General features: G+C 57.6%; 21 protein-coding genes and 1 pseudogene. 13 read left to right on the forward strand and 9 right to left on the reverse strand.

Annotated elements, in window-relative coordinates:
* Nucleotides 1–166 precede the first annotated feature (166 nt).
* The 4 genes from VF639_RS03055 to VF639_RS03070 all read left to right on the forward strand — a co-directional run bounded on the left by VF639_RS03055 (nt 167) and on the right by VF639_RS03070 (nt 6766).
* On the forward strand, nt 167–1417 hold the full coding sequence (locus tag VF639_RS03055; protein WP_331144410.1) for a DUF2264 domain-containing protein: 1251 nt from the start codon (nt 167–169) through the stop codon (nt 1415–1417).
* A 354-nt stretch (nt 1418–1771) separates the two neighbouring features.
* Nucleotides 1772–3184, forward strand: a complete 1413-nt coding sequence (locus VF639_RS03060; protein WP_331144411.1) for an FAD binding domain-containing protein — start codon at nt 1772–1774, stop codon at nt 3182–3184.
* 296 nt (nt 3185–3480) lie between these two features.
* The gene (locus tag VF639_RS03065) at nt 3481–5787 is read left to right on the forward strand and encodes a xanthine dehydrogenase molybdopterin binding subunit (RefSeq protein ID WP_331144412.1); all 2307 of its coding nucleotides are present in this window, start codon (nt 3481–3483) and stop codon (nt 5785–5787) included.
* Nucleotides 5753–6766: an XdhC family protein gene (locus tag VF639_RS03070; protein ID WP_331144413.1), complete on the forward strand. Its 1014-nt coding sequence runs from the start codon at nt 5753–5755 to the stop codon at nt 6764–6766. The genes VF639_RS03065 and VF639_RS03070 overlap by 35 nt, the downstream gene beginning before the upstream one ends.
* A gap of 238 nt (nt 6767–7004) precedes the next feature.
* Here VF639_RS03070 and pucL read toward each other — a convergent pair whose 3' ends face one another.
* Nucleotides 7005–7850: a factor-independent urate hydroxylase gene (pucL, locus tag VF639_RS03075; RefSeq protein ID WP_331144414.1), complete on the reverse strand. Its 846-nt coding sequence runs from the start codon at nt 7848–7850 to the stop codon at nt 7005–7007.
* Between the two features lie 261 nt (nt 7851–8111).
* On the opposite strand from pucL, the gene allB reads away from it, so the two are divergent.
* The 6 genes from allB to VF639_RS03105 all read left to right on the forward strand — a co-directional run bounded on the left by allB (nt 8112) and on the right by VF639_RS03105 (nt 14108).
* Complete coding sequence (allB, locus tag VF639_RS03080) at nt 8112–9440, forward strand: allantoinase AllB (protein ID WP_331144415.1); 1329 nt, start codon at nt 8112–8114, stop codon at nt 9438–9440.
* 107 nt (nt 9441–9547) lie between these two features.
* Complete coding sequence (locus VF639_RS03085) at nt 9548–10792, forward strand: allantoate amidohydrolase (RefSeq protein WP_331144416.1); 1245 nt, start codon at nt 9548–9550, stop codon at nt 10790–10792.
* 6 nt (nt 10793–10798) lie between these two features.
* On the forward strand, nt 10799–11545 hold the full coding sequence (allE, locus tag VF639_RS03090) for a (S)-ureidoglycine aminohydrolase (protein WP_331144417.1): 747 nt from the start codon (nt 10799–10801) through the stop codon (nt 11543–11545).
* A gap of 205 nt (nt 11546–11750) precedes the next feature.
* Complete coding sequence (uraD, locus tag VF639_RS03095; RefSeq protein ID WP_331144418.1) at nt 11751–12257, forward strand: 2-oxo-4-hydroxy-4-carboxy-5-ureidoimidazoline decarboxylase; 507 nt, start codon at nt 11751–11753, stop codon at nt 12255–12257.
* Entirely contained in the window at nt 12254–12592 is a 339-nt protein-coding gene (gene uraH / locus VF639_RS03100; RefSeq protein ID WP_331144419.1) for a hydroxyisourate hydrolase, read from the forward strand. Before uraD ends, uraH begins: the two co-directional genes overlap by 4 nt.
* Nucleotides 12593–12677: 85 nt before the next feature.
* On the forward strand, nt 12678–14108 hold the full coding sequence (locus VF639_RS03105) for a DUF6986 family protein (RefSeq protein ID WP_331144420.1): 1431 nt from the start codon (nt 12678–12680) through the stop codon (nt 14106–14108).
* Nucleotides 14109–14119: 11 nt separating this feature from the next.
* Here VF639_RS03105 and VF639_RS03110 read toward each other — a convergent pair whose 3' ends face one another.
* Entirely contained in the window at nt 14120–14527 is a 408-nt protein-coding gene (locus VF639_RS03110) for a ribosomal maturation YjgA family protein (RefSeq protein WP_331144421.1), read from the reverse strand.
* A gap of 491 nt (nt 14528–15018) precedes the next feature.
* On the opposite strand from VF639_RS03110, the gene VF639_RS03115 reads away from it, so the two are divergent.
* The 3 genes from VF639_RS03115 (at nt 15019) to VF639_RS03125 (ending at nt 17343) form a co-directional block, all read left to right on the forward strand.
* On the forward strand, nt 15019–15783 hold the full coding sequence (locus tag VF639_RS03115) for an oxygenase MpaB family protein (protein WP_331144422.1): 765 nt from the start codon (nt 15019–15021) through the stop codon (nt 15781–15783).
* Between the two features lie 207 nt (nt 15784–15990).
* Nucleotides 15991–16554 carry a GDSL-type esterase/lipase family protein gene (locus VF639_RS03120; RefSeq protein WP_331144423.1) on the forward strand — a complete coding sequence of 188 codons (564 nt, stop codon included), beginning with the start codon at nt 15991–15993 and terminating at the stop codon, nt 16552–16554.
* A 60-nt stretch (nt 16555–16614) separates the two neighbouring features.
* Nucleotides 16615–17343 carry an esterase family protein gene (locus VF639_RS03125; protein ID WP_331144424.1) on the forward strand — a complete coding sequence of 243 codons (729 nt, stop codon included), beginning with the start codon at nt 16615–16617 and terminating at the stop codon, nt 17341–17343.
* Between the two features lie 118 nt (nt 17344–17461).
* Here VF639_RS03125 and VF639_RS03130 read toward each other — a convergent pair whose 3' ends face one another.
* The 7 genes and pseudogenes from VF639_RS03130 to VF639_RS03160 all read right to left on the reverse strand — a co-directional run bounded on the left by VF639_RS03130 (nt 17462) and on the right by VF639_RS03160 (nt 23615).
* Nucleotides 17462–19069 (reverse strand): glycoside hydrolase family 43 protein, encoded by a 1608-nt coding sequence (locus VF639_RS03130; protein ID WP_331144425.1) that lies wholly within the window; start codon nt 19067–19069, stop codon nt 17462–17464.
* 157 nt (nt 19070–19226) lie between these two features.
* A complete protein-coding gene (locus VF639_RS03135) occupies nt 19227–19736 on the reverse strand; it encodes a hypothetical protein (RefSeq protein ID WP_331144426.1) in 510 nt (169 codons plus the stop codon).
* A 119-nt stretch (nt 19737–19855) separates the two neighbouring features.
* Nucleotides 19856–20191, reverse strand: a pseudogene (locus tag VF639_RS03140) (DUF5615 family PIN-like protein).
* Nucleotides 20188–20415, reverse strand: coding sequence for a DUF433 domain-containing protein (locus VF639_RS03145; protein ID WP_331144427.1), 228 nt, complete (start codon nt 20413–20415; stop codon nt 20188–20190). The pseudogene VF639_RS03140 and the gene VF639_RS03145 overlap by 4 nt, the downstream one beginning before the upstream one ends.
* Nucleotides 20416–20563: 148 nt before the next feature.
* A complete protein-coding gene (gene uvrB / locus VF639_RS03150; protein WP_331144428.1) occupies nt 20564–22600 on the reverse strand; it encodes an excinuclease ABC subunit UvrB in 2037 nt (678 codons plus the stop codon).
* Between the two features lie 146 nt (nt 22601–22746).
* Nucleotides 22747–23172, reverse strand: coding sequence for a hypothetical protein (locus VF639_RS03155; RefSeq protein ID WP_331144429.1), 426 nt, complete (start codon nt 23170–23172; stop codon nt 22747–22749).
* A gap of 53 nt (nt 23173–23225) precedes the next feature.
* The gene (locus VF639_RS03160) at nt 23226–23615 is read right to left on the reverse strand and encodes a DUF6970 domain-containing protein (RefSeq protein ID WP_331144430.1); all 390 of its coding nucleotides are present in this window, start codon (nt 23613–23615) and stop codon (nt 23226–23228) included.

Consider the following 23615-nt stretch of genomic DNA (forward strand, 5'->3'; position numbering starts at 1 on the left):
GAACGGGTTGGTGTCCGACGAAGGCCGCGTGGGATGGGTGCAGCCCATCGGCGCCGACCCCCGCCGCGACTTCTCGGCGGAGAGTTGGGAGGTGTACGGCACCGGCGCTTTTCTGCTGGCTGGCTCGGAGGTCATCAAGCTCAAATAAGGTTGGCCGGCCACCTACATGAAACGACGTTCCTTCGTAGCCCAAGCCGTTACGGGCCTCTCCGCTCTGGCCTTACCCGCTCCAGCTTGGGCCGCGCCTAGTCTTAAGTTAAACAAAGCGCCCGCCAAAGTCTCGGACCGTAGCTACTGGCTGACGACGCTGCTTAAAGTAGCTGAGCCCGTGCTGGCAGCAGCGGCGCAAGCCAAGCTGAAGGCTGCCATGCCCCTGAAAACTGCCCCCGGCCAGGAGGAAAGTCGGCGCAAGGTGTCGCACCTGGAGGCACTTGGTCGCACTTTGGCGGGCCTGGCGCCGTGGCTGGAACTACCCAATGCTCCCGCCGATGAAGTGGCCCGGCAAAAACGCTTTGCTGAGCTGGCGCGCCAAGCCATAGCCCACGCCGTTGACCCACAGTCGCCGGATTTCTTGAACTTCACCCAAGGCGGGCAGCCGGTCGTGGATGCCGCCTTTTTGGCGCATGCGCTGCTGCGGGCGCCCACTCAGCTTTGGACGCAACTACCGGCCGCTACCCAAACTCAGCTGGTGCAGGCGCTGCAAAGCACCCGCGTTATCAAGCCCGTCTATAGCAACTGGTTGCTGTTCAGCGCCATCATCGAAGCGGCGCTCCTGAAATTCACTGGCTCTGGTGACCTTATGCGCATGGACTACGCCATTAAAGAGCACGAAACCTGGTACAAAGGCGACGGTACCTACGGCGACGGCCCCGACTTCCATTGGGACTACTACAACAGCTACGTGATTCAGCCCATGCTGCTCGACGTGGTAGCCACGCTGGTAGCCGCGGGCAAGGAAAACAAAGAGTTGCTGGAAAAGCTACAAGCCCGGGCCCGGCGCTACGCCGTAGTGCAAGAGCGCCTCGTGGCCCCGGATGGCTCTTTTGCAGCTTTCGGCCGGTCGTTGGCGTATCGGGGCGGCGCGTTTCAGCATTTGGCCCAAGCAGCGCTGCAACAACAGCTGCCCCCGGAGCTGCCCGCCGGCCAGGTGCGCAGCGCCCTCACGGCCGTTATCCGGCGCACCATGGAGCCACGCGGGACCTTCGATGCCCAAGGCTGGCTGCAAATCGGCTTGTGCGGCCACCAACCGAGCATCGGCGAAACCTACATTTCCACCGGCAGCCTCTACTTGTGCACCACCGCCTTCCTGCCGCTCGGCCTCCCCTCCACCAACACCTTCTGGACCAGCCCCGCCCAAGACTGGACCGCCAAGCAAATCTGGTCGGGCCAGAACGTGAAAACCGACCACGCCTTTTAGTGAAATTATGAGGTTGTGAAGGGTGAAGTTGTGAATAGTGCCTTTGCTCACAACTTCACCTGAAGCTGTTTGGGAAGTCGTTAGAACGTCAGGCTGAGCAGGTGGCGTCCGCTTGTCGAGGCATTTAGCGTGCTGACATTTACAAAGCAACCGTCCTGCTTGATCTGGCGTCCGCGTGGTCGAAGCATGACGGTTACTGAGGTTGAGTTTACTACATAAGCGCGATGCTTCGACCACGCGGACGCCAGATCAAGCAGGACGTTCTAGCGACTTCCTAAATAAATTCACCACATCCCCTTTGACCACTTCACCACGAAATCAGGTATATTGAATGAAACCTGATATGCATTCCCTTTGCTGAAGTTCATTCTCAACAACCAAGAAGTATGCACCGAGCTGCCGGCGAGTACGGTGTTGCTGGATTACGTGCGCTATCATCAGCACCTGCCGGGCACTAAAATTGGGTGCCGGGAGGGCGACTGTGGCGCGTGCACTATACTAGTGGGCGAGCTTACGGAGGGGCAACTCCGCTACCGCTCGTTCACGTCGTGTTTGACGCCGCTTGGCAACGTGCAGGGCAAGCACGTCGTGACGGTGGAGGGCCTCAACACGGAAGGTCTCAACCCGATTCAGCAGGCCATGGTGGATGAGTCGGCGACGCAGTGCGGGTTTTGCACGCCGGGGTTTGTGGTGTCGTTGGCGGGCTTTTGCTTGAGCGGACAGGCTGCCACCCCGCAGAATGCGGTGGCGGCGGTGGACGGCAATATTTGCCGGTGTACGGGCTATAAATCCATAGAAAGGGCGGCGGCCAAGGTGGCGCAACTGCTGGAACCAAGAAACCAGGAAGAACCCGTTGCTTTTGTGGCGGAGCAGCAGATTTTGCCCGCCTATTTCACTTCCATCGAAAGCCGGTTGCGGACCTTGGCGGCGAACAGCACGCCCAACGGCCACGCCAGCCGGGGAACCCTGCAATTTGTGGGCGGCGGCACCGATTTGTACGTGCAGAAGCACGACCAGATGCACGAGCTAGCCACCCGGTTTTTGTTCGACCAACCCACGCTGCAAGGCGTTACTCTGCAAGAAAACCGGTGCGTGATAGGCGGGGCCGCCACCGTGACGGATTTAGCGGAGTCGGCAATGTTGCAGGAGTTTTTCCCAGATTTCCGGCGGTTTCTGCGGCTGGTGTCCTCCACGCCCATCCGCAACATGGCCACTGTGGCGGGCAACTTCGTCAACGCCTCCCCCATCGGCGACCTTACCATCATGTTCTTGGCCCTGGATGCGCAATTGGTTCTCAGCGACGGGCAACGGGTGCGGGAAGTTCCGCTGCGCCAGCTCTACCAGGGCTACAAGCAACTAGCCAAAACGGCCGAAGAGAACATCACGGCGTTCTGGTTCACGCTGCCGGAAGCACACACCAAGTTCAATTTCGAGAAAGTCAGCAAACGAACCCACCTCGACATTGCCAGCGTCAACTCGGCCTGCCAGTTCCAGGTGCAAAACGGCTTTATCACGGAAGCTAGTGTATCGGCCGGGGGCGTTGGCCCGACCCCGATGCTGCTGGCGCAGGTTTCAACGTTCCTGACCGGCCAGGAGGTTTCGGAAACGCTCATTCGGGAAGCTGTGGAAATAGCGCAACTGGAAATAGCACCCATCAGCGACGCCCGCGGCACCGAAACCTATAAGCGCCTCTTGCTTAGCCAGCTGCTTAAGGCACATTTTCTAGCCCTTTTCCCGCAACTGAACGCGCAAGAGGTGCTGCAGTAGTTGTGTTGGCGGCTAGGTTGATGTTGTGTTGCTAAGGCCGTCATGCTCATCTGGCGTCCGCGCAGCCGAAGTCGAAGCATCTCGCTAGGAGGGTAATTTCAACGAGGCGAGCGAGATGCTTCCTTCGTCAGCATGACAGTTACTTTGGCAACATCAGCACGCGAGATGCTTCGTGGCCTCAGCATGACCGTAGCACACCAGTGCCAGCACGCTAGGTGCTTGGGCTTCGCTCAGCACAACGATTACGATAGTTCTTTACTGCCATTGATTAGGCTTTCTTTATCTCGATTAACACCATGAAAAATATAGATTCCGGTAACCACACCAAAGGGCAGTCGATCTACCTGGATGATATTCCGTTGGTGGCTGGAACGCTATTTGGCGCGGCTTTCGTCTCGCCGGTTGCGCACGGGCACATTCAGCAGCTTGACCTCACGGCCGCCGCGCAGCATCCCGGCGTGGTGCGCATTCTGACGCACCAAGACATTACGGGTGAAAATCAGATTGGCGGCATCATCCCCGATGAGCCCCTGCTGGCGGAGCATGAGGTGGATTTCTGCGGCATGCCCATTGCCTTCGTCCTTGCCACTTCCGATGCGGCGGCCCGGGCCGCAGTCAAGAAAATAAAGGTTGACATCGCGCCGCTGCCGGTAATTACCGATCCGCGGGTAGCACACGCGCAAGGTCAGTTAATTGTAGCGCCCCGCACCTTCCGGCTCGGCGACATCGAGCAGGCGTGGCAGCAGTGCGAGTACGTGTTTGAAGGCACTGCCGACACCAACGGCCAGGAGCACCTTTACATTGAAACGCAGTGCGCCTATGCCATGCCGCAGGAAAACGGCGAACTGAAAATCTACTCGTCCACCCAAAGCCCCACGGCCGGCCAGCGCACGGCGGCGCGGGTGCTCGGGGTACCTATGCACCAGCTGGAAGTGGACGTAATTCGGTTGGGCGGGGGCTTTGGCGGCAAAGAAGACCAAGCCAACGCGTGGGTGGCGCTGGTAGCGCTGGCCGCGCATCTGCTGCGCCGGCCGGTGAAGTACGTGCTGAGTCGGCTGGAAGACATGGCCATGACCGGCAAGCGCCACCCTTACTCCTCGGACTTCAAGATCGGGCTGGACAAGGACCTGAAAATCGTAGCCTACGAGGTGGATTTCTACCAAAATGCCGGAGCCGCCGCCGACTTGTCGCCGGCTATCATGGAGCGGACGCTGTTTCATACCACCAGCACCTACTTCGTTCCGAATGTGCGAGCTACTGCCTTTAGCTGCCGCACACACCTGCCACCCAACACGGCGTTTCGGGGTTTTGGGGGGCCGCAGGCCAAGTTTGTGATGGAAGCCGCCATTGCCACCGCCGCCGAAAAACTTGGGGTGGACGCTAGCCTGATTCAGAAAAACAACCTCAACAAAACCGGGGACGAATTTCCGTTCGGCCAGAAAGCGGTGAGTGAGGCGCACGCCTGCTGGAACAAGGCGGAAACTCTCTACGACGTGGAAACGCGGCGGCAAGAGGTAGCGGCCTTCAATGCCCGCAACCTCTTGTTTAAGAAAGGGGTGGCGCTGATGCCTATTTGCTTCGGCATCTCGTTCACCAACACCTCCATGAACCAGGCCCGGGCGCTGGTGCACGTCTACTACGATGGCAGCGTGCGGGTGAGCACCGGCGCCGTGGAAATGGGCCAAGGCGTAAACACCAAGATGCTGCAAGTGGCGGCTGAAATCCTGTCCATCAGCCCCGACAAGGTGCGCCTGCAAACCACCAGCACCAACCGTATTGCCAACACCTCGCCTTCCGCCGCCAGTGCCACCGCCGACCTCAACGGCAAAGCTGTGCAGCTGGCTTGCCAGGCCATTGTAAGCCGGCTGAAAGACGTAGCAACTCAGCTGCTGCAAGCGCCGGAAACCGCTATCGAGCTCCGCGACGAGCAAGTGCTGCTCCACGGCCAGCCCACGGACCTGGATTGGAAAAAGCTGGTAACGGCTGCGTTTCTCAGGCGCGTAAGCTTGTCGGAGCATGCGCACTACGCCACGCCGGAAGTGCACTTCGACAAAACCACCGAAAAGGGGCATCCGTTTGCCTACCACGTCTACGGCACGGCCCTCACCACCGTCACCGTGGATTGTGTGCGCGGCACTTACCAGGTGGATGCGGTGCAAGTGGTTCATGACTTTGGCCGCAGCATGAACCCGGCCGTAGACCGGGGCCAGATTGAGGGCGGCATCGTGCAGGGCATCGGCTGGATGACCCTGGAAGAGCTGCTCTACGACCCCGCCGGCCGCTTGCGCTCCAACACCCTTTCCACCTACAAAATACCTGATATCTACTCGGTGCCCAAGGAAATAGCCATCGAGCCGCTACAAACCGAGCAAGACAACTTGGCCATCTTCCGCTCCAAGGCCGTGGGTGAGCCGCCATTTATGTATGGCATCGGCACGTACTTCGCGCTGCGCAACGCCATCAAAGCCTTCAACCCTACTTCTCCCATTGCCTTCGATGCGCCCATGACTCCCGAGAAAGTGTTGCTTGGGCTGTACCCGCAGGCCGCCACCGGCACCCAACCCCTACATGAGCAGAGCATTCGTCACGTGGCAGCTTCTTAGCGACAGTCTGCGCCGCGGCACCCCCGCCATGCTACTCTACGTGGTGCAGAGCCAGGGCAGCAGTCCGGGCCGGCAGGGGTTTCTGATGGCGGTAGATGCGCACGGGGCTATGCAAGGCTCGATTGGCGGCGGCATTATGGAGCACAAGCTGGTGCTGCTGGCTCGGGAGCAGCTGGCGCAGTTGGCCCCGGTTAGTTCCTTGCACCCCCAAATCCACAGCAAAGCTGCTCCCCACAACCAAAGCGGCATGATTTGCTCAGGCGAGCAAACTGTGCTGCTCTACCCCGTGCAGACCGCCGATGCGGCACCCATTCAGTTGCTTCTCGCGGCGCTGCAACAGGCGCAAAGCGGCACCCTCACGCTTACTCCGGCCGGTATTGCCTTTCAGGCCGACACCCTGCCCGCGCAGGACTACGTTTTCCAGCAAAAGCAAGAAGCTGACTGGCTGTACCAGGAAAGAATTGGCCCTAAAAACTTCCTGCACCTGGTGGGCGGCGGGCACTGCGCGCTGGCCCTCTCCCGCCTGGTTCACCCCCTCGACTTCTACATTCAACTCTACGAAGACCGTCCCGAGCTTAACACCTTCACCGCCAACACCCACGCCCACCGCAAAACAGCCGTAGCGAGCTACACCGAGCTTCAAGCCCTCATCCCTGAAGGCGAGAACCACTACGTAGTAGTCATGACCTTCGGCTACCGCACCGACGACATAGCCGTGCGGGCCTTGCTCGGCAAGCAGCTCCGGTTTTTGGGCCTGCTAGGCAGTCAGAAAAAGATCGAAAAGATGCTTGATGAATACCGCTCAGAAGGAATTTCTCCCAAGCAATTGCAACGCCTTCACGCACCCGTAGGCCTGCCTATCAACAGTGAAACCCCGGAAGAAATAGCCATCAGTATTGCCGCACAGCTGATTGCAGTGAAGAATGCGCCTCACCCCCCGGCCCCCTCTCCCGTGGAGAGGAGGAGCCAAACGACGTAGCGCCGCCCTGTCGGCTGGCGCCTCCAGAACGACTACCAACGGCTACCACAAAAGAACAGCTAAGTAGACTTGATAACAGAAAGGTCCACAGCTGATTAGCTGTGGACCTTTCTGTTATGTAATGTGATGTTCTAGCGGTAGCCGTTCGTGAGGCGTTAGCCGAACGGGCGGCGCTACGTCGGCTGGCTCCCCCTCTCCACGGGAGAGGGGGCCGGCCCCGGAGGGGTCCCGTGAGGCCCTACTCCCGCACCACCGTACCCGTGATGTACCCAAACGGCTCGTCGGTGGCAACAAAGATTTCGTTGCTGTTTTCCATGCCGAACTGCTCTAGGTTGAAGGGAATGTGGTGCTTGTTGGGCATGACAAGGCTGATTTCCTTTACCGCGTCGTGCTGCAACAAGATTTGCTCGCCAATCGCGTACAGCGTTTGCTGCACAGAAAGGCTCTTGTGGCCGGCAAAAGTGCGCAGCAACGTGGTGCGGATGCTTTGGTAGGTGGCTTCAAAGTCTAAGTCCACGGTGGTGTATTGCCAAGTGGCTTCGCACTTGGTGGCCAGGATACGGTCGGTGGTTTCTTTCAGGACGGTGTACTCGTCTTTGATGTAGCTTTCGAAGGCAGAATCAGTGGTTTTGAGCAGCAGCAAATCCAGGAGGCCTGATGAAACCTGCGTGCCTTCGGCAGTGTGCGTGATGAGGGCGCGGCGCTTTTCGGTGCTGCCGCCGGTGAAGGAGTGGGTGTGGGCGGCGCCGTCGAAAGCCATGCGCTGCCAGCTGTGCTCTATGATTTCAATGCGCACTTTACTTACCTGCGGATTGCGGGATAAAAAGAACTCGGCTAAGTGGATGCCGAACGCCTCGATGGTGGACGTAAAATGCTCTTTGGCCAGCGCGTAAACCGTGTTCTTTTGGGTATCGGTGGGAAGGATTTTCGAGTTGTCGCCTAGGGTATGGGCAGTGTCGAAGTCGCCTTCCAGCGCCACGCTCACCGAGATTTGGCGGAACTCGTGGTGGTCGGCGTGGCGGATGATTTTCGACAGATTAACCGCGTTTTTGCCGTACGCGTTGATTCCTAGTTTGATACCCATAATTGATGGCTGATTGTTGGTTGCTGACTATTAGTTGTTGAATGTTGGTTGTTGATTGTTCGTCAGGCCGTCATGCTCATCTGGCGTCCGCGCAGGCGCAGCCGGAGTCGAAGCATCTCTATTACTTCGTTGCAATAGTAGAAGGAGTTTACCAAACTAGCGAGATGCTTCGACAAGCTCAGCATGACGGCCTGACGAACAAATAACAACCAACAATTAACAATCAGCAACCAACAATCAGCAACCACCAACCACCACTAAATGAAGGCTATAAAAAGTCGAAACGTAGTTACGCCGCAGGGAGTAGTGGAAGCGCTGGTGCTGCTGGAAGCCGGACGGATAGCGGACGTGGTACCCGCCACCACCGCAGTGGATTGCCCGGTGCTGGATGTGCAAGATCAGGCCCTGCTACCCGGCGTAATCGACCCGCACGTGCACATCAACGAGCCGGGCCGCACTGATTGGGAAGGTTTCGACACCGCTACGCGGGCCGCGTTGGCCGGCGGCCTCACCACGCTGGTGGACATGCCCCTCAATTCGGCGCCGGTTACTACTTCGGTGGCCAACCTGAAGCTGAAGCTGGCAGCCACCAACGGGCAGCTGCACACCAACTGCGGCTTTTGGGGCGGCATCGTGCCGGGCAACGCCCACGAAATCGAGCCGCTAATTGAGCAAGGCGTGCTTGGGTTCAAGGCATTCCTGACCCATTCGGGTATTGATGATTTCCCGAACGCCACCGAGCAGGACTTACGGCGCGTGATGCCGCTGCTGGCCCGACACGGCCTGCCGTTGCTGGTGCACTGCGAGCTAACCACTGATGACAACGCCTGGAAGCAAGGCAACAAACGCTCCTACCAAAACTACCTCGCCTCGCGCCCCAAAGCGTGGGAAGACGAAGCCGTGGCGCTGATGATCCGGCTCTGCGAAGAGTACGACTGCCCCACGCACATCGTGCATTTGTCGTCGGCCAATTCCATAGCGCCCATTGCCGCGGCCAAAGCCAACGGCCTACCGCTCACCGTGGAAACCGGGCAGCACTACCTGTTTTTCAACGCCGAAGACATTGCCGATGGTGAAACGCAGTTCAAATGTGCCCCGCCCATCCGGGAGTTAGCCAACAACGAGCAGTTGTGGCAGGCGCTGCAAGCCGGCATCATCGATTTTGTAGCCACCGACCACTCGCCCGCGCCGCCCGACCTCAAGCAGCTGGCAAGCGGCGACTTCACCACCGCGTGGGGCGGCATTGCCTCGTTGCAGTTGGCCCTGCCCGTGCTCTGGACCGCCGCCCACCAACGCGGCGCCAACCTGCCCGACCTGGCCCGGTGGCTAAGCGAAAACCCAGCGAAGCTTATTGGCCAAACCAGCCGCAAAGGCCGCATTGCCAAAGGCTACGACGCCGACCTGGTGGTACTTAGCGCCAATCAAACTTTTCAGGTAACGCCGGAAACACTGCACCACAAACACAAAGTGTCGCCCTATCTTGGGCAGGAACTGCGGGGCGTGGTAGAGCAAACCTTTCTGAAAGGCCAGCTTGTGTACCAACGCCCGCACTTCCAGAAGCTTACGCAAGGTGAAATCTTAACCCGCTAAGTGCCTGACCTGATTCAGATAGACAATAAATCAGTCGCAACTGACTGTAAATCAATAAAAAAGCTAACAGCCATCAGCTAACAGCTAATGGCCAAGTACTTAATTGGGTGGCAGCATACACAACCCGCGCCGAGAATATCATGCGGCGCATCGAGGCATTAGCGGCTATCAGTGACGATAGCCAGGGGGTTACGCGCACCTTCGGGACGCCGGCCTTCTTAGCGGGCAGCGCGTTGGTGCGAAGCTGGCTGGAAGCAGCCGGCCTGGCAACCCGCATCGACGGCATCGGCAACGTGCGCGGCCGGCTGGCCAGCCCGCATCCGGCGGCCAAAACCTTTGTTATTGCCTCCCACATCGATACGGTGGTGAATGCCGGCAAATTCGATGGCCCCTTGGGCGTGCTCCTTGGGCTGGATTTGCTGGAGCAGCTTGTCAGCCAACAAGCAGAGCTGCCGTTTCACATCGAGTTGATTGCCTTCAGCGACGAGGAAGGCTGCCGGTTCCACACCACCTACTTGGGCAGCAAAGTAGTAACGGGCGCTTTCGACAACAGCTTGTTGCAGAAGCCCGATGCCGCCGGCATCACGCTGGCTGATGCCCTGACAACCATGGGTGCCGACGCCCAACAACTCGTCTACGACGCCATTCCGGCCAATGAATGGTTAGGCTATTTCGAGGCCCATATCGAACAGGGCCCGGTGTTGTATGAGCGTAATATTCCGGTGGCTTTGGTAACGGCCATTGCCGGTCAGCAGCGCGTAGAGCTGGTATTCGGCGGCATGGCGGGCCACGCGGGCACGGTGCCCATGGGTATGCGCCAGGATGCGCTGTGCTGCGCCGCCGAGGTGGTGTTGGCCGTCGAGGAGTTTGGCCGGGAGCATCAACAGGAGTTGGTCGCCACCGTAGGCAAGCTCGATATTCGCCACGCAGCCAGCAACGTGATACCCGGCCAAGTGGTGTGCACCCTGGACCTACGCAGCGCCGACGCAGCACGCCTTGCTTGGGCTTACCAAGAATTACAAACGCAAGCCCAAGCCATAGCTCACCAGCGCAACATCACGCTGGCCTGGAATCTGGTCCAACAAACCACTCCCGTCACCTGCGACGCCGGCTTAAACACGCTGCTGGCCCACGCCATTGCCGATTCCGGCTATCCGGTAGTGCCGCTGGTCAGCGGGGCCGGCCACGACACGGTGCCCGTTTCGGCGATAGCACCAGCCACGATGCTATTCGTGCGGTGCTATAAAGGCATCAGTCACAACCCCTTAGAAAACGTGGAGCTACCCGACCTAGCGGCTGCGCTGCGCGTAGCCGAGCGTTTTCTTTCCAAGCTTATCACCCACCATTCCTAACCATCCATGGAAATTTCCGCCCTCACCCGTTCCGTCGTCAAGCGCAACCACGCCGTCATCAGCCCCGATGGCTACATCAACAGCAACGTGCCGGGTTGGACCGGCTGCACCGTGAACGTAATTATCAACGAGCAGATGGGTGCGCGGCTGTGCCAAACGCTGATTACGCTACAGGCAGAGGGCCAGCTGGTGGGCACCACGCAGGCGTCGCAGATTTTCTTTTACGTGGTGGCGGGTCAGGTTCAGGTAAGCGTTGGGGGCGAGCAAAAGACCCTGACCACGGGGCAGTTCGTGTACGTACCCATCGGGCAGGAATATCGCTTCGACAGCCCTGCAGTAGGCACCCAACTCCTGACTTTTCACAAGGTATATGAGTTGCTGGCTGGCCACGACGTGCCCGGCGTGCTGTTCGGCGAGAAAGACGACAGCAAGGCGCCCATCTACATGAACGATGAGGCGCTCCGCATTCAAGAACTACTGCCCAATCAGTTGGGCTTCGATATGGCCGTGAATATCTTCACCTACGGCATCGGCGGCCACCTGCCCATGGTCGAAACGCATATCATGGAGCACGGCCTGCTCTACCTGCAAGGCCAGGCCATCTACATGCTCGACCAACAGTGGTACCCGGTCAAGCAAGGCGACTCGATTTGGATGGCGCCCTACTGCCAGCAATGGGCCACCGCCATGGGCAAGGAAAATTCGGTGTACATCTACTACAAAAACGTCAACCGCTTCCCCACAGTAGTGTAACGAAATAGAACGATTGTAGAGACGCGACACTTCGCGTCTCCTCGTTGAACCACCCGGCTAGATTTTCGTGGCGTCAGAGGCAGTAGCGCGAAACTCGGGCTTCACGCTACTGCCCACCTTAGCAACGCCAAGACGCAAAGTCCAACCTCAGCAACGTGGAGACGCGAAGTGTCGCGTTTCTACATTTCGTTGTTATTTCCTGAATATGACCTTATCTGAACTCAATAGTTTGTTTAAGCCAGTAGTAGCCGAGGCCTTAAGCAAGTGTTGTGGCGCGGCGGCTTGGGTGGAGGCCATGGTTGCGGTTTTTCCTGTGGCCGATGAGAAAACGCTGTTGGCACAAGCCTCCAGTATCTGGCACCGTCTAACGCCCGGGGACTGGCGGGAGGCGTTTACTCATCATCCCAAAATCGGGGATATCAACTCGTTGAAAGAGAAGTTTGCGAGTACCAGCACGTGGGCGGCCGGAGAGCAAGCGGCGGTACAGCACACCTCGGAAGCCGTGCTGGAAGCTTTAGCTGCGGGCAATGCGCAGTATGAGGAAAAGTTCGGCTACATTTTTATTGTGTGCGCCACGGGCAAATCGGCGGAGGAAATGCTGGCCTTACTGCAAGCCCGGCTGCCCAACGAGCCCGAGCAGGAAATCCACGTTGCCATGCGCGAGCAAGAGAAAATCACTGAAATCCGCCTGAAAAAGCTACTAGCCGCATGAGCCAAATAACAACGCACATCCTCGACACAACCCGCGGCAAACCAGCCCAGGGCGTTACCATCGCACTCTACAGCCAGCAGGCCGATACCTGGCAGGAGCTAGCCCGCGGCACCACCAATCAGGATGGCCGCCTCGCGGGTTTGCTGCCACAAGAGCAACTGCTGGCGCCGGGCACCTACAAGCTGAAGTTCTTCACGCAGGACTACTTCGATCAACTGGCCGCCACCACCTTTTATCCGTTTGTGGAAATTGTCTTTGCCATCAGCACAGCCGAGCACTACCACGTCCCCCTGCTGCTGAATCCGTTCGGCTACTCCACTTACCGCGGCTCCTGACGCAAGTTTTAGACTTGCTCTTTCGTACTAGAGACTAGAACTAGCTGCCCACTACATTTCAGCTCCTATTCCCCCATATTGCCCCATGAAACTCAGCTTACCAGATTCTGAAAAAGAGCAGCTCCTGCAGCAGCTCGGCGTTGCCAACCGTAAGTTTCAGTTGACCTACCCCGGCGACAAGCCCGACCGGCAACCGGTGCATACCGTGTACGGGGGCGCCAATCTGTTCAAGTCGGATACGTGCGTGCGGATGGGCGACATTGCCTTGAACAACTTGCAAACCTACGCGCCCAACTTTGTGGCGCTGGCAAAGGTACTTCAGCTTAAGGGCCACGAGCACCTGCCCACGCTGGCCAAAGACATCGCAGAACTAACCACGAAGCTGGATGCTCTTACGCCGGAAGAACGCAAGAAAGAGTTTGCCTGGCTGGCGTACTCGGTTTATAACAAGATCATCAAAAAGCTGCAAACCGAGCCTGTTGAGGATTTCCGGATCGACTTTGAAGACGGCTTCGGCAACCGGCCCGACGCGGAGGAAGACGCCACGGCGGTACAAGCAGCCAACGAGGTAGCCGTAGGAATGGAGAAGGGCACCTTGTCGCCGTTCATTGGCATCCGCATCAAGCCATTCACGGAAGATCTGAAGGACCGCGGCGTCCGGACGCTCGACATTTTCCTGACCACGCTGCTGGCCAAGACCGGCGGAAAGCTTCCCGACAATTTTGTGGTGATGCTGCCCAAAGTGACCATCCCGGAGCAGATGACCACCATGGTACGGCTGTTCGAGTTGCTGGAAAAGGCCAACAACCTAACGCCCGGCACCCTGCGCATGGAAACCATGGTGGAAGCCACCCAAATCATCATGGACGAGGAAGGCCGCAACCCACTGATGCGCATCATCCGGGCCAGTGAAGGCCGCTGCATTGCCGCCCACTTCGGCACCTACGACTACACCGCTTCCGCCGGCATCACGGCCCGCTACCAAACCATGGCGCATCCCGTCTGCGACTTTGCCCACCACATGACCAAGGTGGCACTAGGCGGTACCGGCATCTTCCTCTCCGACGGCGCGACCAACGTCATGCCCATAGCCCCACACCGCGGCGACAACCTGAGCTACGAGCAGTTAACGGAAAATCGCGAATCGGTGCACAACGCCTGGCGGCAAGGTTTTCACCACACCACCCACTCGCTCATCAACGGCCTCTATCAGGGGTGGGACCTGAACCCGGCGCAGCTCCCCATGCGCTACGCCGCCACTTACGCCTTCTTCCTGAGCAGCTACGACGACGCGCTGTACCGCCTGAAATCGTTCGTGGAGCGCGCCGCCATTTCCACCCTCACCGGCGACATTTTCGACGACGCGGCTACCGGCCAGGGTTTGCTTAACTTCTTCCTGAAAGCGTTGAACTGTGGCGCCATCTCCGAAGAAGAAATTACGGCCACCGGCCTGACGGTCGAGGAAGTGCACACCCGCTCTTTCTTCCGCATTCTGGAAAACCGCCGCAAGCAGTAGGCAAGGCACCGCTACGTCCGCCTCCGCAACCAAAACAGCTCGGCAACTAGCCCGCTACCTACTCCCACGCTGTAGCAAAGCAAGTCGCTCCACAGGAAGCCATGCCCCAGGCTTCCGAGGATGGTGTGGCGGAGTGCCTCGAGCCAGGGAGCGTGGTAGAGCTGGCTGACTTCGATGGTAAAGGCGAAAAGCAACGCCCCGGCCGCCACGCGGCCACTGGTGCAGCGGGGGCAGCAGAAGCCGAGCAACCAAAAACCCAGCAAGGCCCAAAGTGTATCACCAGCATATGCTGCAACCACCGTGGGTAGAGCAACGGCAAACTTGCGCGAAGCTAAACCCAACAGCAGCGTCAGGCAGATCAGCAGCCCATACGTAGTTCGGAGGCGCGGCGGTGCTGCTTGATGGCGGTGCGGAAGCACAGGTTGAAGTTGGGTTGCCATCAACAAGCAGGAGAAGATAGCCTTACCAAACCGTAAACACCTTGGCTGTGCTTGGTTGCGAATGGGCTGGCATGTTGAAGCAATGTATGTGGAGAGCGTACAAAATTACAAATATACTTTGCAATACAAAGTACTCTGTATAAATTTGCATCGTATCAACCAGCTATAGCGGTTTGGTGCACGGTGTACCCATTGCGGTAGAGACGCCTCGTTGCGTCTCGTCGGTGAACGATGGGCAGGCAGGTGGCGCGGACGAGTAGACGCAAAGAGGCGTCTCGACAAGCGGCTGCACCGTGCACGAAACCGCTATAAACGCAGCTTAGCGTGGGGTACTAAGAGTTGAAGCAACTTTTACACCCTGCGCTGCTGTAGTAAAACCGATGATTTATAACGCGAAAAGCCAGGAGCTTCTGTGCCGCATTACGGCCGCGCTTGTTATCCATTAAGCTTATCAAAAGGAAATTCACTCCATGGAATATTTTGTAGCCCAAGGGTCGGTAGTGCGCGAAATATGGGGCAAAGCCGACACGGTGCTGTTCATTTTTGCCGGCGCCGCCGCTGAGTTTGCTTTAAACAAGGCCGTCGACTGGCTCTACTTCACCGGTAAGCTGCCTGCCGACCCGCTGGCGCGGCTGTTTTCCACCGTCGATTACGCCCGGCAGATTGTATTTGCCGAGCGTCCGGCCGCTGAAAAGGCCATCGACACCATTGCTGCTATTCATGGCGCCGTGGAAGCCAAGCGCGGTATGGCCATTCCCGATTGGGCCTACCGCGACGTGCTGTTTCTGCTGGTCGATTACTCTATCCGCTCGTTCGAGGTGCTGGAGCGCCCGCTAAGCAGCCCCGAAAAGGCGGAAATCTACGACACGTTTCGGCGGGTGGGGGGGCGGATGGGCGTGCCGGGCCTGCCTCCGTCTTACCACCAATGGCTCCCGATCCGGCAGCAGCACCTCGTCCAAAACCTGGAGCACAGCCGTTTCACCGCCGATTTATACCAGCAGTACCGGAAGCACCTAGGCGCTTTGCGCTACGAGTTGCTGCTACAGGCGCAGCGCCTCGTGGTGCCGCCGCGCGTACGGAAGCTGCTCAAGCTAGGCCACCGGACGTGGCTGCCGCTGTTACTTCCCCTCTACCGCCAAACGCAGCATCTAGCAGTCAGCAAATGGGCAAAAGCTGGCCTCTTGCCCGCTGCCTACAAAGACCGGATCATGGCGCTGGACTACCACCCCACCTGAATAAAACCTACAGAACCGTATGCTTCTGCGCAACCCTCTGCGTCTTCTGCGGGCTAAAACCCGTAGGGCGGGTTGGTCGGCCACTTGCTGAAGCTTACATTTAGCTACGCACAAGGGCCTTATCATGTAAGCTCATACGCCAGCGCTTTCTACAGGCAATCAATGCAGTGGTATCAGGAAGAAATAAGACAGCTTGAACAAAAGCCAGTGGTTGAGTCCGATCTACCAAAGGTGGTGTTTTACGGCAGCTCGTCGTTTACGCGCTGGCTAACGCTAGAGCAAAGCTTTCCGCAGGTGCAAGCCGTGAACCTCGCGTTTGGCGGGTCGACGCTGGCGGCTTGCGCCTGGTTTTTCAAGCGCGTAGTGCCCCGGCATCAGCCCGATATGCTGGTGCTCTATGCCGGCGACAATGACTTGGGCGACGGCCGCACCCCCGAAGAAGTGGTGCTTTTCTACGAGCAGTTGCTTACTTGCATCAGAACCACGCTAGGTGAAATCCCGGTGTGTTTTGTTTCTATTAAACTCAGCCTTTCGCGGTTACACCTGCGGGGCAACATCGAATATGCCAACGGGTGTATCAGCCGGCTAATAGCCAACCAAGGCCCGCCCCTTTATTACCTCGACCTATACTACCGCATGCTCGACGAGCGCGGCAACCCCCAACCCACCTATTTCGAGGCCGATGGCCTGCACTTGTCGCCGGAGGGCTACGCCGTGTGGCAGCAGGAAATCAGCACCCAACTGGATAGCATGCTGCAAAACAAGCAGTAAAGGCCATCAGTAGGGTTCCGAGTTATTGTATTTCTATCAACGGAAAGTTTTGCTTTGCTGATGCACCGCGAATACCACGAATGGGAAAGTGCCGCTTTGGGCCGGTCGATGCAGCTTTTGGTTTTTGGCGTAGCCGGGACGCGGGTGCTGCTGTTTCCGACCCGCAAAGCCCGCTTCTACGATTACGAAAATTGGGGCATCGTGGCGGCCCTGCAACCCAAGATAGAAGAGGGCACGCTGCAACTCTACTGCGTGGACAGCATCGATGCGGAAAGCCTGTACTGCCTAGACAAGCCCCCCGTCGAGCGGATTCAACGCCATTTACAGTACGAGCAGTACATCCTAGACGAGGTGCTACCCCTCACTGAAGCCAACAACCCCAATTCCTCCCTACTGGCCGCTGGTTGCAGCATGGGAGCCTATCATGCCGTCAACCTCTCGTTCCGCCACCCCGAACGGTTCAACAAAGTGGTGGGCATGAGCGGCCGCTACGACCTGACGCAGGGCATGGCCACCTTCCCGGATCTGTTCCAAGGCTACGTCGACGAAAACGTGTACCTGAACACGCCCAACCGCTTCATCCCCAACCTCGCCGACGATTACTACTTAGAAGAGCTTCGGCGCCTGGAAATCACGCTGGCCATTGGCACCGAAGATGCCTTTTTACAAGACAACCGATTTTTGAGTGCACAGCTTAACCTAAAGGGAATTCCAAACCAGCTGCACGTTTGGGAAGGAGAAGCCCACAACCCCCTAGCCTGGCGCCATATGGTAAATCTGTACTTGTAGTGGTGAGTCGGTGAAGTTGTGAATTGGTGGGTTTGACGTTGTTATGGCGCCACATGCGCAATCGGCGCCGACTCGCGCCATAACAACGTCAAACTCACCAATTCACAACTTCACAAGTTCACCTTTTCGGCCTGCTGTAGTTGTAGCGGAAATAATCCACGTCCACGTAGCCGGCTTCTGCTTTGTTGTTGTAGCTGTAGAGCCCTAGCCGGTCGCCGCGGTACGATCCCCACGCCATCTGGTAGGGCTGCCCGAAAGGCTTGTAGGTTTTGCCGTCGAGGCTATAGAAGTACTGGCTTTTCCCGTCTAGTCCCCAAGTTGATTTCAGCCACAGGCTGTTGCCCATAAGCGTGGGGCCTGCGGTGGCCTCATTGCCGGTTTTGAATTCCAGCTTGCGGGTGGCACCCTCGCGCACCACGCCTAATGAAGACGAATGAGGAGAAGCAAAATGGCACAAGCCGGCCCGCTGCCCATCGGCCATACCGCGTAGGTCGAGCCGCACAATTACCTCGTTGGTGCTAGTGCGCATGGTGCGTTGCGTAAGTGTGTTGCCGGCTTTTAGCAGATTATCGGGCTCCAGGGGTTGATAGGCGTGCAGGCGCAGCCAGCCTTTCTTTTCCGTCAACGACCATTTTTCGGGGCGGGGCTGGTAGTTCCACTCCCACTGCACGGGCAGCTTTGTATCGTTGAACTCGTCGCTGCTTTGCGGCGTAACCACCGGCGTATTCAACACCGGCTTCTTACCCGACCACGCCATGCGCCCGATACCATCGGGACCGACTTCGCCTAAAATTGGGTAGCCGTCCAGCCACGTGACGGGCAGCAAGCTCATAATGCGGCCCGACCAGTCGCCGGTGCCATGGTGGGTCAGGAAATACCAGTCGCCTTTGGGCGTTTGTACGAGGCCGCCCTGGTTGGGCTCCTTGAACTGTTTTTCGGCGTGGCTGAGTTGGCGGGCAGGCTCGTAGGGACCGTAGATGTTGCGGACCCGCTCCATCATCAGCGCCCGGCCTTCCGCCTTCACCTCACTGAAGAGGTGGTAGTAGTAGCCATTGATCTTGTAAAGCTTGTTGGCCTCACTGCCCTTCGATTGATAAATCACCTTGTCGGACTCGCGCACCAGGTCGCGGCCGTCGGGCGTGAGTTGGAAGAGGTGAATCTTGTAGTTGTCTTTGAAATTCGTTCCAATGAAGTAGCCTTGGCCGTCCTCGTCCCAGAACGGGCAACAGTCGTCCCAGCCCCCTTCCTTCAGTACAGAATGCAGCGGGGTCCAGGGGCCAGCGGCGGTGGGGGCGGTGCTCATGAAGTAGCCTTCGTCGGGCGTGCCGAAGTACACCCAGAACTTGCCCGCGTGGTAACGGATGGCACCGGCCCACACGCCCTTGCCGTAGCGGTTCATCTTGTCCCAATTCAGCTCCGCCCCAATTTGCGTTAGGTCGCTTATCACGTGCCCTTTACTGGTCCAGTTCACCATGTCGCGGGAGTGCAGCACCACCATACCCGGCGAAAACTGAAACGTCGAGGATATGGCGTAGTAGTCGTCGCCCACCCGGATGCAGTCCAGGTCGCTGTAGTCGCCGGGCACCACCGGGTTCAGGTAGGTACCCTGGCCTTGGTCGCCCCAGGCAGTCCAGTCGCCCCAGGTGCGAGCAGCCGGGGCGGCTTGGCCGCGGCTGCTGGTGGGCCACAGGAGAACTAGCAGCAGAATAACTAGGGCAGCGCGCATACAGTAGCGAAAAGTAAGTTTCAGCTACTAAAGTATTGGAAGCTGGTCGGGCAACTTTCCTGGTGCACCCTGGTGCTTGCGTTTGGGTATAAATCTTGTTTGTGATTGTAGGTGTAGACCTAACAAGCCTAGCCTTGGGGCATGGCCTTTTTAGATTCTATTTTGCCCGGCGTAGCAGATACGCTAATCCTCCTTGCCCATAGGCACTCATCTGAACTACTTCCCAGCCCTCTGCTGCAGCACTGTTCAAAGAATTCAGAAGTTGGTCGCGCATAGTCTGCGCACGTTTCTCTCGTGCTGCCAAGAACTTCTTGGTGTTTTCTGCTTGCTCTACTGAGCGTTTCTTCTCGGCAGCCTGATACTTAGCGTCATTTGGCCTACCAGAAACTTGAACTTCGCCTACCTGCATATCACCGACCGGAGAGTTAAGAAAGGCATCCACCATATTTGGCTCATCTAGCTTAACACTAGACTGGTTATGAAATGCAGGGGTGAAAGTCATAAAGGCAGATCCGGAAGAAGTAATGGGGCCAAAAAAGAACACCTGCATATAGGTGTACGTCTTCGTCCCGTTAGAAACAGCTACTTGTGCTTTTGCCGACTGAGGAGCCTGACTCAGAGCTATTAACATGAATAATAGTCCCAGTAATTTTTTTTGAAAATTCATAAGTCAGTTGTTATCAGGAAATTAAAACACAATATACATCAGCTTTGTTACTGCCCCTTGGTCTTGAGCACCTGTTTCAACGCCGCCAGCTCGTCTTGAAGCTTGGCCGCGTGTCAGCATCAAAATAGCGCTAATACGCCTAGTTCACTGGAAGCATCAAGCTCCGCAATCATAGCTGCGTGTTCGAAAAGCAACTGCGCAATAAATTGGGTTGATTGATTTCCAGTCCGCAGCATAACTACTTTCGGAGGAAATCCAAATACGCCAGCTAGCCGATAAAAATCCTCGTCGTTCGTAATGATAATTGCTTGTTACTGACGCGCCAGCTTCCATCTCTCCTCATCAGAAGCGGCATTGGGTAAGGCACTCCTGCTTACGTGCACAATCTCAATCGAAAGCTGCGCTAGGCGGCGTACTAAACGATACGATAGATTAGCGTCAAGCAACCACTTCATGCAGCTACTTGGCGGGTACGGCGCTCTATATCGGCAGCAAACGCTAAAGCAGCTCGAATATGCTCCATAGTTAACTCCGGGAAATCTTCCAGAATTTCTTCGAAACTTGTTCCTGAAGCCAGCCAGCTTACTATACCCTGCACAGTAATACGCGCTCCGACAATACAAGGCTTGCCAAAGCGAATCCCGGCATTTAAACTAATGAGTTGGTGCGGAGTGTGCATAGCAAATGTAAAAAGACAGGTAACTTCCTGAACGTCATGCTGAGCGGAGCCGAAGCATCTCGCTAGTGTGGTTATATCATTTAGCACCACAACATCACCACACGAGATGCTTCGGCAAGCCCAGCATGACGGTTCTTTCTGTTTTCTGCTACTCCCGCTTGGTTTTGAGCACTTGCTTGAGGGCAGCCAGCTCGTCGCGGAGCTTGGCGGCTTGCAGGAAGTCCAGCTCTTTGGCAGCGGCTTCCATGGTTTTTTCGGTTTGCTTGATGAGCTTTTCCAGGTCCGGGCGGGTCATCATGGAGATGACCGGTTCGGCGGCAATGGCCAGGGTGCCATCCGTGTCGGGGCCGGCGTAGGCTTGCGCCTCCACGATGCGGTAATCGGAAAGCGAGGTCTGGCCCATGATTTCGGCGTGGCTCTTGCGCACCGTGCGCGGCGTGATACCGTGCTCGTTGTTGTAGGCCAGCTGCGTGGCGCGGCGGCGGTTGGTCTCGTCGATGGCGCGCTGCATGGAGCCGGTCATCCGGTCGGCGTACATGATGACCTTGCCCCGGTCGTTGCGGGCGGCGCGGCCCATGGTCTGGATGAGGCTGCGCTGGTCGCGCAGGAAGCCTTCCTTGTCGGCGTCGAGAATGGCCACGAGGCTGACTTCCGGCAAGTCGAGGCCTTCGCGGAGCAGGTTTACCCCAATCAGCACGTCGATTTCGCCGAGACGCAACTGGCGCAGAATTTCCACCCGGTCCAGGGTTTTCACGTCGGAGTGCACGTAGCTGGACTTGATGCCGAGGCGCTCCATGTACTTCTGCAATTCCTCGGCCATGCGCTTGGTGAGCGTGGTTACCAGCACCCGGTCGCCCATTTTCACGCGGTTGTCCACCTCGTCCAGCAAGTCGTCAATCTGGTTCACCGAAGGCCGAATGTCGATTTCCGGGTCCAGCAAACCCGTGGGCCGGATGATCTGCTCGACTACCACGCCGTTGGCCTGCGTCAGCTCGTAGTCGGCGGGCGTGGCACTCACGAACACGGCTTGCTGGTACATGCTCTCGAACTCGTTGAAGGTGAGCGGGCGGTTATCCAACGCGGAAGGCAGGCGGAAACCGTACTCGATCAGGGCCGTTTTGCGGCTCCGGTCGCCGCCCCACATGGCCCGGATTTGCGGCATGGTAGCGTGACTTTCGTCGACTACCAGCAGGTAATCGTTGGGAAAATAGTCGAGCAGACAGAACGGACGACTGCCTGGGTTGCGGCCGTCGAAGTAGCGCGAATAGTTCTCGATGCCCGAGCAGTAGCCCAGCTCCCGAATCATTTCCAGGTCGAATTCGGTACGCTCCATGATGCGCTTGGCTTCGGAGTCGCGCCCTTCCTTCTCGAAGTAGGCGTGCTGCTGCACCATGTCGAACTGAATTTCCTTGATGGCCTGGTTGAGCGTGTCCTTGCCCGTCACGAAGAGGTTGGCCGGGTACAGCGTCACCGACTTCTCGTCGGCCAGCTTCTTGCCACTATTCGGGTCGATGCGGTGGATGGCCTCAATTTCGTCGCCGTAGAAGAAGATGCGGTAAGCATAATCGGCATAGGCCGGGAAGATGTCCACGGTGTCGCCCTTTACCCGGAACGAGCCGCGGGTGAATTCCATTTCGGTGCGCGAGTACAGAATCTGCACAAACTGGTAGAGCAGGTTGTTGCGCGAATACCGCAGCCCCGGCGCCAGGTAAATCACGTTTTTGCTGAACTCCTCGGGGTTGCCAATACCATAGATACACGACACCGACGCAATAACAATCACGTCGCGCCGGCCGCTGAGCAGCGTGGACGTGGTGTGCAGCCGCAGCTTCTCGATTTCTTGGTTGATGGCCAGGTCTTTCTCGATAAACACGTCGGTGCTGGCAATGTAGGCCTCGGGCTGGTAGTAGTCGTAGTAGCTGATGTAGTACTCGACGGCGTTGTTGGGGAAGAACTGCTTGAACTCGCCGTAGAGCTGCGCGGCCAGGGTTTTGTTGTGGCACAGCACCAGGGCCGGCTTGCCAGTTTCGGCAATGACGTTGGCCATGGTGAAGGTTTTGCCGGTGCCCGTGGCCCCGAGCAGCACCTGGGCCGGCTCGCCGTTGTTCACACCTTCTACTAGCTGCTTGATGGCCGTGGGCTGGTCGCCGGTGGGCTTGAATTCCGAGGTAAGCTGATAGTCCATACGAGGTAGTTTGGCTGCACTGAGCGGAAGTTAGCGAAAAGGTCAGCCGATGATAACTGTATTAGCAAAGCGGAGGTTTCCTGGCAAACAAAAAAACCCGTCCGGGTTGCGGACAGGTTTTCGAGAGTGTGGTGTGGAATGGCGAGTTATTGACGGGTAAGGCGCAGAGTAGCCGTTCTAATTGGCAAAGGCGCCGAAGCAACGGGATACGGGTCAACGGCCGTGAGACAGAGCCAATACGGAACGGCATCGAGCACCACCGCGGCCGAATCATTTTGGCAGGCGCCAAGACAAAGATCAGCTGCTTGCATAGTGCCTGCTTTGTCGCGCAATTCTACGTTTACGTTGGCTTGGCCGCCCCACACACAAGTTACATCGGAAGGGCAGCGCGAGTCGGCAATGTTGGTTACGGTGAGTTGCACGTCGGTACCCACGGCCTTGACGGTGGTGCTTTGCTTGTTTTGCAGCTTGATGGTTTGGTCGAGCGCGGCTACTTGGTCTGAGTCTTTTTTGCTGCACTGCATCAACCCTAGTAATCCCCAAATGGCTAAAAGAAACAGGAGCGTTTTCATAGTTAGTAAGAGTGTGGCTTGAACATCGACTGCTATTCTTCAACGCGGCGTAATCAGCGCGGGTCGCGCCAAACAAGAACTGGATCGGTGGCGTTAGCTTTGAAATCGGGGCAGCGGCCGTCTCCCTTGTCGGCGAGGCCGCCGCTGGCCGCGCACAGCACTGTGCCGCAGCTGTCGAACAAGTAGTTGAGGGGAGCTGTGCTATTGGCACTCACAGGGCTACCGCCCGTTACCAGGTATACGGTTTGCCCCTGATACGTGTACTGCGTGATTTCCGCTACGGGGGTTCGTTTCGGCTCCTGGCTGAGTTGCTGGATGAGGGTATCCGAAAACTTACCGGAGCAGTCTGCCGGGTTCATGCTCTCATCGGCATCTTTGCTGCACCCACCCGTAGTTCCGAGCAAGAGCAGCGAGGCCAGTAGAAAGGTAAAAATTCGAATCAT

This window comes from Hymenobacter sp., from assembly GCF_036387835.1.
Lineage (GTDB): Bacteria > Bacteroidota > Bacteroidia > Cytophagales > Hymenobacteraceae > Hymenobacter.

Bases quoted from the DNA above. Each gene is read 5' to 3' on its own strand.
- VF639_RS03055 (WP_331144410.1), top strand. From the start codon at position 167: ATGAAACGACGTTCCTTCGTAGCCCAAGCCGTTACGGGCCTCTCCGCT.
- VF639_RS03065 (WP_331144412.1), top strand. From the start codon at position 3,481: ATGAAAAATATAGATTCCGGTAACCACACCAAAGGGCAGTCGATCTAC.
- VF639_RS03070 (WP_331144413.1), top strand. From the start codon at position 5,753: ATGAGCAGAGCATTCGTCACGTGGCAGCTTCTTAGCGACAGTCTGCGC.
- pucL (WP_331144414.1), bottom strand. From the start codon at position 7,850: ATGGGTATCAAACTAGGAATCAACGCGTACGGCAAAAACGCGGTTAAT.
- allB (WP_331144415.1), top strand. From the start codon at position 8,112: ATGAAGGCTATAAAAAGTCGAAACGTAGTTACGCCGCAGGGAGTAGTG.
- allE (WP_331144417.1), top strand. From the start codon at position 10,799: ATGGAAATTTCCGCCCTCACCCGTTCCGTCGTCAAGCGCAACCACGCC.
- uraD (WP_331144418.1), top strand. From the start codon at position 11,751: ATGACCTTATCTGAACTCAATAGTTTGTTTAAGCCAGTAGTAGCCGAG.
- uraH (WP_331144419.1), top strand. From the start codon at position 12,254: ATGAGCCAAATAACAACGCACATCCTCGACACAACCCGCGGCAAACCA.
- VF639_RS03105 (WP_331144420.1), top strand. From the start codon at position 12,678: ATGAAACTCAGCTTACCAGATTCTGAAAAAGAGCAGCTCCTGCAGCAG.
- VF639_RS03115 (WP_331144422.1), top strand. From the start codon at position 15,019: ATGGAATATTTTGTAGCCCAAGGGTCGGTAGTGCGCGAAATATGGGGC.
- VF639_RS03125 (WP_331144424.1), top strand. From the start codon at position 16,615: ATGCACCGCGAATACCACGAATGGGAAAGTGCCGCTTTGGGCCGGTCG.
- VF639_RS03130 (WP_331144425.1), bottom strand. From the start codon at position 19,069: ATGCGCGCTGCCCTAGTTATTCTGCTGCTAGTTCTCCTGTGGCCCACC.
- VF639_RS03135 (WP_331144426.1), bottom strand. From the start codon at position 19,736: ATGAATTTTCAAAAAAAATTACTGGGACTATTATTCATGTTAATAGCT.
- VF639_RS03145 (WP_331144427.1), bottom strand. From the start codon at position 20,415: ATGCACACTCCGCACCAACTCATTAGTTTAAATGCCGGGATTCGCTTT.
- uvrB (WP_331144428.1), bottom strand. From the start codon at position 22,600: ATGGACTATCAGCTTACCTCGGAATTCAAGCCCACCGGCGACCAGCCC.
- VF639_RS03155 (WP_331144429.1), bottom strand. From the start codon at position 23,172: ATGAAAACGCTCCTGTTTCTTTTAGCCATTTGGGGATTACTAGGGTTG.
- VF639_RS03160 (WP_331144430.1), bottom strand. From the start codon at position 23,615: ATGATTCGAATTTTTACCTTTCTACTGGCCTCGCTGCTCTTGCTCGGA.